18 protein-coding genes are annotated in these 14,499 nt (G+C 69.9%); 10 read left to right on the top strand and 8 right to left on the bottom strand.

The annotated features are described in order from the left end of the window. Positions 1–165: 165 nt before the first annotated feature. From ilvN to MKK75_RS04485, 7 genes are all read left to right on the top strand, one after another. The gene (gene ilvN, locus MKK75_RS04515; protein WP_244041428.1) at positions 166–708 is read left to right on the top strand and encodes an acetolactate synthase small subunit; all 543 of its coding nucleotides are present in this window, start codon (positions 166–168) and stop codon (positions 706–708) included. 47 nt (positions 709–755) lie between these two features. Next, positions 756–992 (top strand): MazF family transcriptional regulator, encoded by a 237-nt coding sequence (locus tag MKK75_RS04510; RefSeq protein ID WP_244041427.1) that lies wholly within the window; start codon positions 756–758, stop codon positions 990–992. Next, positions 976–1,341 (top strand): type II toxin-antitoxin system PemK/MazF family toxin, encoded by a 366-nt coding sequence (locus MKK75_RS04505; RefSeq protein WP_244041426.1) that lies wholly within the window; start codon positions 976–978, stop codon positions 1,339–1,341. Before MKK75_RS04510 ends, MKK75_RS04505 begins: the two co-directional genes overlap by 17 nt. Positions 1,342–1,348: 7 nt before the next feature. Next, entirely contained in the window at positions 1,349–2,002 is a 654-nt protein-coding gene (locus tag MKK75_RS04500) for a glutathione S-transferase family protein (RefSeq protein WP_244041425.1), read from the top strand. An 82-nt stretch (positions 2,003–2,084) separates the two neighbouring features. After that, positions 2,085–2,741 (top strand): TetR/AcrR family transcriptional regulator C-terminal domain-containing protein, encoded by a 657-nt coding sequence (locus MKK75_RS04495; RefSeq protein WP_409567522.1) that lies wholly within the window; start codon positions 2,085–2,087, stop codon positions 2,739–2,741. 12 nt (positions 2,742–2,753) lie between these two features. Beyond that, entirely contained in the window at positions 2,754–3,773 is a 1,020-nt protein-coding gene (ilvC, locus tag MKK75_RS04490; RefSeq protein ID WP_012322218.1) for a ketol-acid reductoisomerase, read from the top strand. Positions 3,774–4,189: 416 nt separating this feature from the next. Next, positions 4,190–4,843: a pyridoxamine 5'-phosphate oxidase family protein gene (locus MKK75_RS04485; RefSeq protein WP_244041424.1), complete on the top strand. Its 654-nt coding sequence runs from the start codon at positions 4,190–4,192 to the stop codon at positions 4,841–4,843. A gap of 4 nt (positions 4,844–4,847) precedes the next feature. Here the strand turns inward: MKK75_RS04485 and tam are convergent, their stop codons facing one another. The 5 genes from tam to MKK75_RS04460 all read right to left on the bottom strand — a co-directional run bounded on the left by tam (position 4,848) and on the right by MKK75_RS04460 (position 9,167). Further along, the gene (tam, locus tag MKK75_RS04480; RefSeq protein ID WP_244041423.1) at positions 4,848–5,627 is read right to left on the bottom strand and encodes a trans-aconitate 2-methyltransferase; all 780 of its coding nucleotides are present in this window, start codon (positions 5,625–5,627) and stop codon (positions 4,848–4,850) included. Between the two features lie 21 nt (positions 5,628–5,648). Further along, entirely contained in the window at positions 5,649–6,350 is a 702-nt protein-coding gene (locus tag MKK75_RS04475; RefSeq protein WP_244041422.1) for a haloacid dehalogenase type II, read from the bottom strand. Beyond that, positions 6,347–7,411, bottom strand: coding sequence for a tryptophan--tRNA ligase (gene trpS / locus MKK75_RS04470; protein WP_244041421.1), 1,065 nt, complete (start codon positions 7,409–7,411; stop codon positions 6,347–6,349). Before trpS ends, MKK75_RS04475 begins: the two co-directional genes overlap by 4 nt. 93 nt (positions 7,412–7,504) lie before the next feature. Continuing rightward, the gene (gene nth / locus MKK75_RS04465; RefSeq protein WP_244041420.1) at positions 7,505–8,266 is read right to left on the bottom strand and encodes an endonuclease III domain-containing protein; all 762 of its coding nucleotides are present in this window, start codon (positions 8,264–8,266) and stop codon (positions 7,505–7,507) included. A 151-nt stretch (positions 8,267–8,417) separates the two neighbouring features. Further along, positions 8,418–9,167, bottom strand: a complete 750-nt coding sequence (locus MKK75_RS04460) for a GyrI-like domain-containing protein (RefSeq protein ID WP_244041419.1) — start codon at positions 9,165–9,167, stop codon at positions 8,418–8,420. A gap of 212 nt (positions 9,168–9,379) precedes the next feature. Between MKK75_RS04460 and dapF the strand changes: the two genes are divergently transcribed. Continuing rightward, positions 9,380–10,267, top strand: coding sequence for a diaminopimelate epimerase (gene dapF, locus MKK75_RS04455; protein ID WP_244041418.1), 888 nt, complete (start codon positions 9,380–9,382; stop codon positions 10,265–10,267). After that, positions 10,267–11,493, top strand: coding sequence for a tRNA (N(6)-L-threonylcarbamoyladenosine(37)-C(2))-methylthiotransferase MtaB (gene mtaB, locus MKK75_RS04450; protein WP_244041417.1), 1,227 nt, complete (start codon positions 10,267–10,269; stop codon positions 11,491–11,493). Before dapF ends, mtaB begins: the two co-directional genes overlap by 1 nt. A gap of 208 nt (positions 11,494–11,701) precedes the next feature. Here mtaB and MKK75_RS04445 read toward each other — a convergent pair whose 3' ends face one another. Then, entirely contained in the window at positions 11,702–12,400 is a 699-nt protein-coding gene (locus MKK75_RS04445) for an RluA family pseudouridine synthase (RefSeq protein WP_244041416.1), read from the bottom strand. A gap of 56 nt (positions 12,401–12,456) precedes the next feature. Between MKK75_RS04445 and ftsY the strand changes: the two genes are divergently transcribed. After that, complete coding sequence (ftsY, locus tag MKK75_RS04440) at positions 12,457–13,797, top strand: signal recognition particle-docking protein FtsY (protein ID WP_244041415.1); 1,341 nt, start codon at positions 12,457–12,459, stop codon at positions 13,795–13,797. On the opposite strand, the gene MKK75_RS04435 is transcribed toward ftsY, so the two are convergent. Both MKK75_RS04435 and MKK75_RS04430 read right to left on the bottom strand, forming a co-directional pair. After that, complete coding sequence (locus MKK75_RS04435; RefSeq protein WP_244041414.1) at positions 13,794–14,180, bottom strand: type II toxin-antitoxin system VapC family toxin; 387 nt, start codon at positions 14,178–14,180, stop codon at positions 13,794–13,796. The two genes, ftsY and MKK75_RS04435, sit on opposite strands and share 4 nt — an antisense overlap. Continuing rightward, complete coding sequence (locus tag MKK75_RS04430) at positions 14,177–14,437, bottom strand: type II toxin-antitoxin system VapB family antitoxin (protein WP_244041413.1); 261 nt, start codon at positions 14,435–14,437, stop codon at positions 14,177–14,179. The genes MKK75_RS04435 and MKK75_RS04430 overlap by 4 nt, the downstream gene beginning before the upstream one ends. Between the last annotated feature and the right edge of the window lie 62 nt (positions 14,438–14,499).

Below are 14,499 nucleotides of genomic sequence, written 5' to 3'. Positions count from 1 at the left end.
CTCGAATATCTTGGTTTCAAAAGGTTGAGACCTTTTGCGGGTGCAGGGCGGAGCCCTGCTGTCGGGCTCCGCCCGATGTCGGGCTCCGCCCGATGTCGGGGCGCCGCCCCGACACCCCGCCGAAGGGCGCGCCCTTCGGAAACCCCGAGGAGGACGAAACCGGCCATGAACGCGATGAACACCCACTACCCCGATGCCGGCCGCGTCGAGCCGGTGAACCGGCACACGCTCGCGGTGATCGTCGACAACGAGCCCGGCGTGCTTGCCCGCATCTCGGGGATGTTCTCCGGCCGGGGCTACAACATCGAGAGCCTGACGGTCTCCGAGACCGAGGAAGCGCGCCACATCTCGCGCATCACCATCGTCACCACCGGGACCAACGGTGTGATCGAGCAGATCAAGGCGCAGCTCGATCGCCTCGTGCCGGTGCACCGGGTCGTGGACCTGACGCTCCAGGGCAACGCCATCGAGCGCGAGATCTGCCTCGTGAAGGTGAAGGGCGAGGGCGAGCACCGCAGCGAGGCCCTACGGCTGGCCGCGGCCTTCGGCGCCAAGACCCTCGACGCCACGCTCAACTCCTTCGTGTTCGAGCTCACTGGCGCCACCGAGGAGATCGACCGGTTCGTGCGCCTGATGAGCGTGATCGGGCTGGTGGAGATCTGCCGCACCGGCATCTCCGCGATGGGGCGCGGGGCGGAGCCGCTGTAGGAACCGACCGATTGGGCTATGATGTCCGGAGAGTCGGAGACGCTCTCATGGAAGCCAAACTCACGCGCACCGGCGACGAATACGTGATTCGGATCCCTGCGGGCGAGGGGGATCGGCACGGTCTGGCGGATGGTCAGACCGTTGAGATCTTGCCTCGTCGACGCAGAGAGACGCTACAGGATATGATCGCCGAGATGGATCGGCTCGGGCCGGCCTATCGTCCTCCCGTCGTGGATTGGGGGCCGGATGTCGGCGCCGAAATCATCCATGACGACTGGACATGACCCGCGAGAACTACCGGAGGCCGGAGATCTCGCCTGGGTGGATTTCCGGCCGACACTTGGCCACGAACAATCCGGTGTTCGCCCCGCCCTCGTTCTGACAAACCGCGATTTCCACGCGCGGAACGCGACGGCAATCGTCTGCCCGGTGACACGCAATGTCGATCCATGGCCGACGAAGGTTCTGCTTCCGCAAGGTCTCGCGATTTCCGGTGCGATCCAGACCGATCAGATCCGGAACGTCGATCGCGCCGCACGCGGCTTTCGCCACATCGATGGCGTTCCGGTTGAAACGCTCGACGCCGTTCGCCAGAAGCTCGCCAATCTGCTCGGGTTCAACTTGCTCACTTGATTGAAGGATGACCGACCGCGTGGCCCGCACCCTCTACTACGCCCCCGGCGCCTGCTCGCTCGCCGCTCACATCATCCTGGAGGAATCCGAGCTGCCCTATGAGGGCATCAAGCTCGACCTCGCCGCGGGCGACCAGCGGCGGCCGGAATACCTCGCCATCAACGACCGCGGCCGCGTGCCGGCGCTGACCGAGGATGGCTGGGTTCTCACCGAATGCGCCGCGATCTTGCGCCACGTCGCCCGCGCCGTGCCGGAGAAGGATTTGTGGCCCAGGGATCTGCGCGAGCAGGCCGCCGCGGACGAGTGGCTCGGCTGGCTCGCCTGCAACCACCACGTGACCTACGCCCATGTCCGCCGCCCGGAACGCTACACGGACGACGAGGCCGCGTTCGACGGCATCAAGGCCAAGGCCGCCAACACCTACGCCGATCTCGCCACCATGACCGAGGTGCGCCTGTCGCACGGCGGCTGGGCTGTGAGCGGCCGGTTCAGCGTGGTCGACGCCTACCTGATGGTCTTCTGGTTCTGGGCCAACGGCCCGACGCTCCGGTTCGACATGGCCGGCCGCTTCCCGGCCTGGACCGCCCATGCCCGCCGCGTCGCCGAGCGTCCCGCCGTGCAGGCCGTCTTCGCCCGCGAGGGGCTTCCGCTGCCGCGCTGAGATCCGGCCGGCGAAGCACCTCTTGCCTCGCCGGCTCATTCGTCCTACAGCGCGTACCGTACGGTACGGTACGCCATTCGAGATGATGCAGGCCAGCGTCACAGCAGAGCAGGAAGCGCCGTCGGTCCGCCAGCAGGCGGTGCTGGATGCCGTGCTCGGCCTGATGGTCGAGGACGGCGAGCAGGTCACTATGGACGCCGTGGCGCGCCGGGCGAGCTGCTCGAAGGAGACGCTCTACAAGTGGTTCGGCGACCGGGACGGGTTGCTGACCGCGACGGTGCGCTGGCAGGCCTCCCGGGTCCATGCCGGGCATGACACCGCGCAGGTGCTCGACGGTGCGACTCTCCGGGAACGCCTGCAGGACTTCGCGGTCACGTGGCTGGAGGTGATCACCGGACCCACCTCGGTCGCGCTGAACCGCATCGCCATCGCGCATGCGGGTTCGCGCAAGAGCAACCTCGGCGGCATCGTGCTGGCGAACGGGCGCTTCGCCATCGGCGAGCGGGTGAAGCCGGTGCTGGAGGCGGGCCGCGCCGCGGGCCTGCTGGCCTTCGCCGACAGTGAGGCCGCCTTCCGCACCTTCTTCGGCCTCGTCGGCCGGGATATCCAGATTCGCCTTCTGCTCGGCGAGACCCTCGACCTCGACGGGGCCGGGATCCGGCGCGATGCGGGCCGCGCCGTCGAGCAGTTCCTGGTCCTCTACGGCCAGGCCAAACCCGACCCGAAACACCAACGTTAAGAGGAGACAGACATGCGGGTGTATTACGATCGCGACGCCGACCTGAACCTGATCAAGGGCAAGAAGGTCGCCATCGTCGGCTACGGCAGCCAGGGCCACGCCCACGCGCTCAACCTGCGCGATTCCGGCGTGAAGGACATCGTCATCGCGCTGCGCGAGGGCTCCGCCACCGCCAAGAAGGCGGAGCACGAGGGCTTCAAGGTTCTCTCCGTCGCTGAGGCTGCGAAGTGGGCCGACGTGGTGATGATGCTCACTCCCGACGAGCTGCAGGGCGACATCTACCGCGAGTCCCTCGAGGGCAACATGAAGCAGGGCGCCGCGCTCCTGTTCGCCCACGGCCTGAACGTCCACTTCAACCTGATTGAGCCGCGCAAGGACCTCGACGTCCTGATGGTCGCCCCGAAGGGCCCCGGCCACACCGTGCGCTCCGAGTACCTGCGCGGCGGCGGCGTGCCGACCCTGATCGCCATCGCGCAGGACGCGAGCGGAAACGCCCACGACCTCGGCCTGTCCTACGCCTCGGCCAATGGCGGTGGCCGCGCCGGCATCATCGAGACGACCTTCAAGGAGGAGTGCGAGACCGACCTGTTCGGCGAGCAGGCCGTGCTGTGCGGCGGCCTCGTCGAGCTGATCAAGGCCGGCTTCGAGACCCTGGTCGAGGCGGGCTACGCCCCCGAGATGGCCTATTTCGAGTGCCTCCACGAGGTGAAGCTGATCGTCGACCTCATCTACGAGGGCGGCATCGCCAACATGAACTACTCGATCTCCAACACGGCCGAGTACGGCGAGTACGTCACCGGCCCGCGGATCGTCACGCCCGAGACCAAGGCCGAGATGAAGCGCGTGCTGAACGACATCCAGTCGGGCACCTTCACCCGCAACTGGATGCTGGAGAACAAGGTCAACCAGACCTCGTTCAAGGCAACCCGCGCCAAGCTCGCCGCCCACCCGATCGAGGAGGTCGGCGCCAAGCTCCGCGGCATGATGCCGTGGATCTCCGAGAAGGCGCTGGTCGACAAGACCCGCAACTGACACGTTCGAGACGTCGCGGCCGGGCTTCGCTCGGCCGTTTTGGGCCCGGTCATGCGAAGGCGTGGCCGGGTTCTTTGTGTTCGGCATGGTGCACCCTTTCCCGGACGCCTGGAACGAAGTGGAAGATGATCCGGGATCCAGCATCAGGGAGCGCCGCGCAGCGGCACAGGTTATTTCAGATAGACGCCTCGCGACGTCTCCCGCTGGATCCCGGGTCACATTCCGCTGACGCTCCATGCGCCCGGGAAAACGGGGGCCTCAAAAGATCTCAGGCGCCCCCGATCGACACCTCCACATGTGATGCGAGCAGGCAGAATCGCCGGCCCACATCCAACGTTGCTGAAGGCGAACTTTCCCGGCCATAAGCCCTGCAGCCGTCCCACCCGTACGAGGACTGGCAAGCGGAGAGGACACCCATGGCATCGCTCTATTCCGACGCGCACCGGGCGCTGCAGGAGGAGTTCGGCACAACCAAGCTCGCGGTACGCCTCGACGAGGACTGGGTCCACGAGAGCATCCAGCCGGAGGAGGGCGCCTTCATCGGCTCCCGCGACATGTTCTTCCTCTCGACCGTCGATCCCGACGGCATGCCGACCGTGTCCTACAAGGGCGGCCCCACCGGCTTCGTGAAAGTGCTGGACGCAAGCACCCTCGTGTTCCCGGGCTTCGACGGCAACGGCATGTTCTACTCGATGGGCAACATCGAGGGGCAGGCCAAGGTCGGCCTGCTGTTCATCGATTTCGAGACGCCCCACCGCATCCGGGTCCAGGGCCACGCGACCCTGCTGCGCGACGATGCCCTGATGGCCGAGTACACCGAGGCCAAGTATCTCGTGAAGGTCGCGGTCACGAAAATCTGGGTCAACTGCCCGCGCTACATCCACAAGTACCAGAAGGTCGAGCAGAACAAGTACGTCCCCCGGCCCGGGCGCGAGACTCCGCTCGCTGCTTGGAAGCGCCTCGATCTCGCGGGCGACGTGATCAGCGACGCCGACAAGGCCCGCGTCGCCGAGGAGGGCAAGCTGGAGGTCTCGGAATACGAGGCGCTGGTCGCCCGCGGCGAGGCATGAGCCGCTACTGCGCCCGCGCCACGATGAACACCCGCGGGAAGGCGAGCAGGCGCCGCCCGTCGCTGCGCGGCGGGTAGGCGGCAGCGATCGCACGGGTGTAGGCCGACAGGAAGTCGGCTCGCTCGCCGGGATCGAGCGGGTCGAGGAAGGGCCGGAGGCCGGTGGAACTGACCCAGTCCACGATGGCGCCGGCATCCGCCATCCGGTGGTGATAGGCGGTGCGCCAGACATCGACCGCGGCGGCCACCGGCGCCAGCAGGTCGTAGTAGGCGGCGGGCTCCAGCATGCGTCCGAGGCGGCCGGCGACGGCCGGATCGCCGATCACCGCCGCCCAGGATCCGGCAGCCGCGGTCTCGCGCATCAGGCGGTGCGTGGGTTCGGCGAGGTTGTCGGGCATCTGTACGGCCAGCACGCCGCCCGGGGCGAGGAGGCCGAACAGCCGCGGCAGCAGGGTCGCGTGGTCTGGCAGCCATTGCAGCACGGCGTTGGCGTAGATCAAGTCCGGCGCCCGCTCCGGAACCCAGGTTGCGGCATCGGCCTGCGCGAAGGTGAGATCGGGCAGGCGGGCCCGGGCGCTCTCCAGCATGGAAGGCGACGTGTCGAGGCCGATCACGTCCGCCTCGGGGTATCGCGCGGCGATCAGGGCGGTGGAATTGCCGGGGCCGCAGCCGAGATCGTAGGCGAGACGCGGCGCATCGAGGGGAACGCGGGCGAGCAGTTCGGCGGCCGGGCGCGTCCGCTCATCCTCGAAGCGGGTGTAGAGGGCGGGGTTCCAGTCAGCCATGGCACCCTCTCGTAAAACGCCTCAGCAGCCGAGTTGGTCGGCCAGATCGGCCAGATCCCGGGCCGCGTAGGTGACCGGCACCGTCGGCGCGGTCTCGCCGCCGGCCGGGCCGTGCTCGTGCGGCCGGGCGATGTGGGCGGTGGACAGGCCGTGGCTCGTCGCCGCCGCGAGGTCGTTCGAATGGGCGGCTACCATCATCGTCTCCGCCGGCGCGAAGCCGAAGGCCGCGATCGCGTCGAGGTAGAGCGCCGGCTTCGGCTTGTAGTCGCGGGAATAGCCGGCACCCAGAACCGCGTCGAAGATCAGGCCGTTGCGGCGGGCGAGGTCGGCCATCAGCCGGACATGCCCGTTGGAGTTCGGCGCCAGGAGGTGTTTTTCGCGCAGGCGCCGCAGGGCGTCCGGCACCTCGGGCCACGCGTCGAGCCGGTGCCAAGCCTGGACCAGCTCGCTCTGCACGTCCTCCGGCACGCCCGCGATGCCGAACTGGGCCAGCACGTCGGGCAGGGACTCGGCCTGGAGCGTGTCGAGGTCGACGAAGGGACGGGCGCCCGAACGCACCGTCTCCATGGACGGGTTGTAGCGGGCGCGCCACGCATCTGCGAAGGCGCCGGCATCGAGGTTCGACGCAAAGTGTGCGAGCAGCCGCGCCGCCTCGCGGGCGACGCCGGAGCGCCAGTCGACCAGCGTCCCGAAGACGTCGAAGACCAGGGCCCCGACCCTCATCGCACCGCCTGCAGGCTCGGACCGCGCCGGACGAAGCCGACGATGTCTTTGACGGCATCCAGCGTCTGCGCCGCGATCACCTCGGCCCGGGCAGAGCCATCGGCCAGCACGGCGTCGATATGGCCGGGATCGGCGGTGAGCCGGCGCATCTCCAAGGCGATCGGCGCAAGGCTCGTCACCGCGAGGTCGGCGAGCGCCGGCTTGAAGGTCGAGAACTGCGCCCCGCCGAAATCGCGCAGCACCTCCTCGCGGGTGATCCCGGCGAGGGCCGCGTAGATCCCCACGAGGTTGTCGGCCTCGGGCCGCTCCCTCAGGCCCGCCACCTCGGAGGGGAGGGGCTCCGGATCGGTCTTCGCCCGGCGGATCTTCTGGGCGATGGCGTCCGCGTCGTCCGTGAGGTTGATCCGGGCGTTGTCGGACGGATCCGACTTCGACATCTTCTTGGTGCCGTCCCGCAGCGACATCACCCGCGCCGCCGGGCCGCCGATCAGCGGCTCCGTGACCGGGAAGAACGCCTCGCCGTGGCCGTGGGCCGCGATCGAGCCCACGAAGTCCGTGTTGAACTTCTGGGCGATGTCCCGGGTCAGCTCCAGGTGTTGCTTCTGATCCTCGCCCACGGGGACGTGCGTTGCCCGGTAGGCCAGGATGTCGGCCGCCATCAGCACGGGATAGTCATAGAGGCCGATCGAGGCGTTCTCCCGGTCCTTGCCGGCCTTCTCCTTGAACTGGGTCATGCGGTTCAACCAACCGAGGCGGGCGACGCAGTTGAACACCCAGGCGAGCTCGGCGTGCTGTGGCACCTGGCTCTGGTTGAACACGATCGCGCGCCTCGGATCGATGCCGGCGGCGAGGAAGGCGGCCGTGACCTCGCGGATCTGGCCGCGCAGGGCCTCGGGATCCTGCCAGACGGTGATCGCGTGCAGGTCGACCACGCAGTACAGGCACTGCGCGTCGCGGTCCTGCATCTCTACGAAGCGCTTCACCGCCCCGAGGTAGTTGCCCAGGTGCAGGTTGCCGGTGGGCTGGACGCCCGAGAAGACCAATTCGGTGAACGCGGCCATCGGCGCCGATCCTGAGCAGGTAGAGACCGGGGCTCCGTGCCGTCCGGGCGCCCGGTTAGTCGCACCCGTAGGCCGGACCGGTCAAGGACGCGCTCAGGGCTCCCGCGTCGGCAGCTTCGCGCTGGGGCAGAGATCGACCAGGACGCAGCGTCCGCAGGCCGGCTTGCCGTGGTGGCAGACCTGCTGGCCGTGCAACATCAGGACCTCGTGATTGTCGTAGAGGTCCTGCGCGCTCCAGTCTGCGGGGAGCTGCGCCCGCAGGATCGGGTGCGCCGGGCCGACATCGACCCGCGGGCCGATCAGCCCGAGGCGCTGGGCGACCCGGTGGTGGTGGCTGTCCACCGGCAGGGCCGGCATCCGCAGGGTGGAGAACGAGAGCACCGCCGCGCTTGTCTTGGGACCGACGCCCGGGATCGCCTGCAGCCACGCCCGCGCTGCCTCGACCTCCATGTCGGCCAGGAAGGCGAGGTCGAGGGTGCCGCGCCGGTCGCGGAGTGCGCGGAGCACGTCCCGGATGCGCGGCGCCTTCAGCTCCGGCCAGGTCACGCCCGCGATGGCGGCCTCGATCTCCGGCACATCCGCGTCGATCACCGCTTCCCAGTCGGGGAATCGCGCCCGCAGCGCCTTGAAGGCACGGCCCGATTCCGCGTTGCGGGTCCGGTGCGACAGGAGCGAGGAGACGAGCTCGCTCACTGGATCGAGGCTGTGGAAGTACGGGATCGGGCAGCCGTAGACCGGGCAGAGGCACGCGTGGATCACGCGCGCCTTCTCGGCGAGGGCGGGATCGTTCGGTGACGGGGCGGGCTTGCGGCGCGGCGGGAGGGCGGTGCCGGTTCGGAGGGAGGCTGCGGGCATGCGGGGCGAATCCGCGGAGCACCGCTGCTGTTCCGGCTTGCATGGGGCAGCGGCGATCTGTCCGACCGGGCTGCAAGACCGTCAGGATCGCGTGGCGGTTGCCCCTTCCTCCCCGGCGAAAGGAGGAGGGACTTCGGTTTTTCTAAAACGGCTACTTCACCAACGCATAGATATTCACGTCGAGGTTGTCGTCGGTTCCGTCCTTCAGATCCGTGGCGTATTCCTCGACGAACCGGTCCTGCACCACGATGTCCTTGGCATCGAGGTAGGCGGTCAGCGTCTCGTAGGTGCCGTCGATCGACTCGTAGGAACCCTTGTGGGCGAAGCGCAGAGCCTTGCCGGAGGGCGTCGTGCCGAAGCGCAGGCCGTCGGTTTCCGCGGGTGCGGGGTTCGGGGCGGCCGCCACCGGGATCATCGCCTCGAACTCGAAGCCGTCATCGTCCGTGCGGGTGAAGACCGCGAGCGGCCGGCCCGCCGGCGCCATGCCGAGCTTGGCGAGATCCGCCTCGATCCGCGCAAAAGCCTGCTTGAGGTTCGGCACGGCCTCCTCCCACTTGGTCTTGCCGGAGACGATCGCGGCGGGCTTGGCGGGCAGGGTCACCTCGTCGACGTCGCCCGGCTCGCCGGGCTTGTCGATCAGCGTCGGCCGTGCGGGCGTGCCGACGGCGTTCTGCCCGGCCGGCGGCGGCGCCACCGCCTGCTCGGGGGCGGGCGCCGGGCTTTTTCCCGGATCGGGTGCCGGGTTCGGGGCCGTGGTGGTCGGCAGCGGGTTCGTCTGGGCCGGTGACGGCGCGGTCGAGGTTGGCGGGGCCGGCTGCTGCGCGGCGAGCGGCCCGGCCAGCGGGCCGGCAGCGAGGACGAGACCGACGAAGAGGGCGGCGAGCGGACGAAGGCGGATCACGGTGGGCGCTCCGGTCGGGGCCCGGCGGATCGTCCGCCCGGGCTTCCCACCACATAGGGTAGCGGTGATCGGGATCGCCCGCGAGTGTGCCGTGCACGAAGGCCTCGCGACAGGACCGCGAATGCGGCGCATCTGCCACGACGCCGGACCACTCGCGCCGGCCCGGCGGTTTTGCCATATAGCCGACCGACCCCTCCCAGCCGCGGGACCGCATGAGCGCACTCGCCCACAGACGCTTCCTGAAGATGCACGGCGCCGGCAACGCCATCGTGGTGCTGGATCTGCGCGGCTCGAACGTGCGGGTCCGGCCCGGGGAAGCGCGGGCGATCGCGCAAGATCCGCGCTCGGTCTTCGATCAATTGATGGTGTTGCACGATCCCGTGAGCCCCGGCACGGATGCGTTCCTGCGGATCTACAACACCGACGGGTCGGAAGCCGGCGCCTGCGGCAACGGCACACGCTGCGTCGCTTACGCGATGCTCGACGATCCGGCCATGGCGCGCCCCGCCGAGGGCAGCCGGCTGACGCTCGAGACCCGGGCCGGCCTTCTCGGCGTCCGCCGGGTGTCGGAGCGCGCCTTCACGGTCGATATGGGCCGGCCGAAGCTCGGGTGGGACGAGATCCCCCTGTCGGAGCCGTTCCCCGACACGCGGCGGATCGAACTGCAGATCGGGCCGATCGACGATCCGGTGCTGCACTCGCCGGGCGTGGTGAATATGGGCAACCCGCACGCGGTGTTCTTCGTCGAGGCCGACCCCGAGAGCTTCGACCTCGGCCGGATCGGGCCGATGCTGGAGAACCACCCGCTCTTTCCGGAGCGGGCCAACATCTCGATCGCCCAGGTCACGGACCGCGAGATGATCAAGCTCCGGGTCTGGGAGCGGGGCGCCGGGTTGACGCTCGCCTGCGGCACCGCCGCCTGCGCCGCGGTGGTGGCGGCCTCCCGGCTCCGGATGATCGGCCGGCAGGCCCAGGTGGCGCTGCCGGGCGGCGCGCTGTCCGTGGAGTGGCGCGCCGACGACCATGTCCTGATGACCGGCCCCGTCGCGCTCGTCGCCGAGGGGACGCTCGCGCCGGAGCTGTTTGCCGGCCTCGCCTGATGGGAGTCGAGACGCTCACCTTCGGTTGCCGGCTCAACACGGTGGAATCGGAGGCCCTGCGGGTCCATGCCGGCGCGGACGGGCGCGATCGGATCGTGGTGAACACCTGCGCGGTCACCGCCGAGGCCGGGCGGCAGGCGCGCAAGGCGATCCGCCGGATCGCCCGCGAACGGCCCGGCGCCGAGATCGTGGTCACCGGCTGCGGCGCCGAGGTCGAGACGCAAGCCTACGCGGCGATGCCCGAGGTGGCGCGCCTCGTCGGCAACGGCGAGAAGCTGCGGCCGGAGGGCTGGTCGGCGGCCGGGACCGGCCCGGGGGCCGTGATGGCGGCGCGTGCGGCCGATCCGACCCGGGTGGCGGCGGTGGCCGGGCATACGCGGGCCTTCGTGCCGGTGCAGAACGGCTGTGATCACCGCTGTACTTTCTGCGTCATTCCGTTCGGGCGCGGCCCGTCGCGCTCGGTGCCGCTCGCCGACGTGATCGCGCAGGTCGAGACGATCGTGGCCCATGGCGGCCACGAGGTCGTGCTGACCGGCGTCGATCTCACCGCCTATGGCCGGGACCTTCCCGAAGCGCCGCTCTCCCTCGGGATCCTGGTGCGGGCGATCCTCCGGGCGGTGCCGGACCTCGCACGCCTGCGCCTGTCGTCGATCGATTCCGTGGAGGCGGACACGGCCCTGGTGGCGGCTTTGGCCGAGGAGGAGCGGCTGATGCCGCACCTGCACCTCTCTCTCCAGGCAGGTGATGACCTGATCCTCAAGCGGATGAAGCGCCGCCACGGCCGCGCCGACGCGATCCGATTCTGCGAGGCGGCCCGGCGGCTGCGCCCCGACATCGTGTTCGGGGCGGACCTGATCGCGGGTTTCCCGACCGAGACCGAGACGCAGTTCACCCGCTCCCTCGACCTCGTTGCGGAATGCGGCCTGACGCATCTCCACGTCTTCCCGTACTCGCCCCGGCCGGGGACGCCCGCGGCGCGGATGCCGCCGGTGGCGCCGGTGGCGATCCACGCGCGGGCAGCGCGGCTGCGGGAGGCGGGGGCGCAGGCGCTGCGGCGGCACCTCGATGCGCAGGTCGGGCGGCGGCTGACCGTGCTGGCGGAGCGCGGCGGGATGGGGCGGGCCGAAGACTTCACGCCGGTGCGGATTGCGGCCGAGATGGACCCCGGCACGTTGTGCAAAGTCGCCGTCGCGGCGCATGACGGCACGCGGCTGATCGCAGGTTGAGGCCCATCCCTCTCCCGGGCGCATGCAGCTCAACGGAATGCGACCCAGGACCCAGCATACGACGTCGCGCAGCGTCCACTCAGAACAAACGGAGCTGCTGCACGGCGTTCTGGGTGCTGATTTCCGGATCGCCTTCCAATGCGTTTCAGGCGTCCAGGAAGGGCGCGCGACATGAGGTCACGCAGACCAGAGCGCGGCACGCGCTCGGCTAAACACCTTGAAACGGCAGGGCCTGAAGCCCCATCGGGGCCGTGGCCGCCGCGATGTAAGCCGGTGGCGGCGCGGTCACCGTAATCGCATCGCGCTTCGGATAGAGCGGGATCGCCAACGACCGCGCGTGCAGGTGCAGGGCGCTCCCGCGGGGCGCGCCGCCATAGACCGCGTCGCCCAGGATCGGCCAGCCGGAGGCTGCGCAATGCACCCGGAGCTGGTGGGTTCGGCCGGTGACCGGCTTCAGCTCCAGCCATGTGCGCCCGCCCATTCGGCCGAGAACGCGCCAATGCGTCAGCGCCGGATCGCCGGCGGGATCGGCCTTCATCCACCATGAACGCGGATCGTCCGAGCGGCGGGCGAGCGGCAGGTCGATGCGGCCGGCCTCTTCGGCGGGGCCGCCCTCGACCACCGCCCAGTAGGTCTTGTCCACGGCGCTGCCCGCGAACAGCTTGCCGAGCCGCGCCAGCGCCTTGGTGTGGCGCCCGAGCGCGAGGCAGCCCGACGTGTCGCGGTCGAGCCGGTGCGCGGCCTCGGGCCGGCGCGGCAGGCCGAACCGCAGGGCGTCGAGATGGTCGGTCAGGGTCTCGCCGCCGCGCGGGCCCGGATGGACCGGCAGACCCGGCGGCTTGTCGATGACGAGCAGCAGGGCATCGCGGTAGAGCAGGCGCGCGCCTATGTCGAAGGCGTTGGACATCCGACCCGGCTAGATCGTTGTTGCCGGGTCGGCAAGGTGGGTGAGGACGCGACTTCATGGCGAGCGAGGAGAAGCCCGGCTGGTTCGGACGTTTGTTCGGGCGCAAGGGTCAGGATGCGGCCGACGAGAAGCCCGAGGCGGAACTCCCCCCGGAGGCGGCCTCGCCCTCCGAGGGGCAACCCGACTTCGCGACGGGCGCTGAGGATGTCGCGGTCATCCCGCTGCCGCCGGAGGAGACCGGCGAGCCGGTGGCCGACGTCGCCGAGGGCGCGGACCTCCTGCCGATCGAAGGCGAGCCCGAGCGTCCGCCCGCGGGCACGGCCGGGGACGACCCCGCCCACGGCGCCGATCCGGTCGATACGGGGGACGCGAATTGCGAACCGGTGGCCGCGCCGCAGCCCGACATCCAGCCGGTCGATGCCGCGGCGGCTTTGGCCTACGATGCCGGGGCCGGGCCGGATCGCGAGCCGGAGGCCCGGGGCTGGTGGAGCCGCCTCACCTCCGGGATGAAGCGGACATCCTCGGCGCTGTCCGAGCGCGTGACCGGCCTGTTCACCAAGCGCAAGCTCGACGCCACCACCCTGGAGGATCTGGAGGACGCCCTGATCCAGGCCGATTTCGGCCTGGAGACCGCGATGCGGATCTCGGAGGCCGTCGGCAAGGGCCGCTACGAGAAGGGGATCTCGCCCGACGAGGTGCGGGCGATCCTGGCCACCGAGGTCGAGCGGGCGCTCGAACCCGTCGCCATTCCGCTGACCGTCGATGCGGCGAAGAAGCCGTTCGTGATCCTTACGGTCGGGGTGAACGGGGCCGGCAAGACCACCACCCTCGGCAAGCTCGCCTCGAAGCTGCGGGCGGAGGGCCGAACCGTGATGCTGGCGGCCGGCGACACGTTCCGGGCGGCGGCGATCGACCAGCTCAAGGTCTGGGGGGCGCGCACCGGCACGCCGGTGGTGAGCGGCGCGCAGGGCGCGGACGCGGCGGGGCTCGCCTTCGACGCGCTGAAGCAGGCCTCGACCGCCGGCACCGACGTGCTGCTGATCGACACCGCCGGCCGCCTCCAGAACAAGGCCGGGCTGATGGCCGAGCTAGAGAAGATCGTGCGCGTCCTGCGCAAGCAGGATCCCGAGGCCCCGCACGCGACGCTCCTGGTCCTCGACGCGACGGTCGGCCAGAACGCGATCAGCCAAGTGGAGCTTTTTTCGCAGGCGGCGCCGGTCTCGGGGCTTGTGATGACCAAGCTCGACGGCACCGCCCGGGGCGGCATCCTGGTGGCGCTGGCGGCCAAGTTCGGCCTGCCGGTGCACTTCATTGGCGTCGGCGAGGGGGTGGAGGATCTGGAGCCCTTCGCGGCCCGGGATTTCGCCCGGGCGATCGCCGGGCTGGAGAAGGATTAGGCGGCGCGCATCACGTCGGTGCGGGAAAAATCAGCGCCCTTGAACAGGAGCGGCGCGTTCAGTGAGCGGGCGAGCGCGTAGGCGAAACAGTCGCCGAAGTTGAGGCCGGCCGGGTGCCGGCCCTTGCCGTAGCGGGCGAAGGCATCGGCCGCGATCTGCGCGAGGGTGTGGTCCACCGGGACGATGGAGATGCGCCGCGCCGCGATCCAGGCGTCGAGGACCGCGCGACCGTTCGGGACGCGGGCGGCTACGATAGCGCATTCGAGATATGTCGCCGCCGCCATCACCACGATGTCCGCGAGCGACAGCAACCGCGAGAACTGCTCAGCCTCAGGTTCCGCACGCTGAATCGCAATGAAGGCCGATGAGTCCAGGACGATCACGCCGGCAGGCCGTGTTCGTCCCAGGCCAGGATCTCGTCGATCGGGCGCGGATCATCGATCTCGCTCGCGGCTAGACGCCGCCGCATCGCCGCGTCGGCGGCCAAGCCCTCCGCGATCCGGCGCTCTGCCTCGCCGGACATCCGCGCCTGCTCCTGCCGAAGCAGGTCGAGCAGCAGATCCGGCACCGCACGCCGCGTAGTCCGCGTAAGGTCGGCCAGCAGCGCCTCGACCTCGGCATTCTCGATCGTGATGGACATCGCGCGCCCCGCGTTACACACACCCCGACGAATCCAGTCCGGCCCCCGATCGTACCGTGGGC

This window comes from Methylobacterium sp. J-030, assembly GCF_022829545.1.
Lineage (GTDB): Bacteria > Pseudomonadota > Alphaproteobacteria > Rhizobiales > Beijerinckiaceae > Methylobacterium.
The sequence above is the reverse complement of the archived record's forward strand: the minus strand, read 5'-3'. Positions and strand labels throughout refer to the sequence as shown.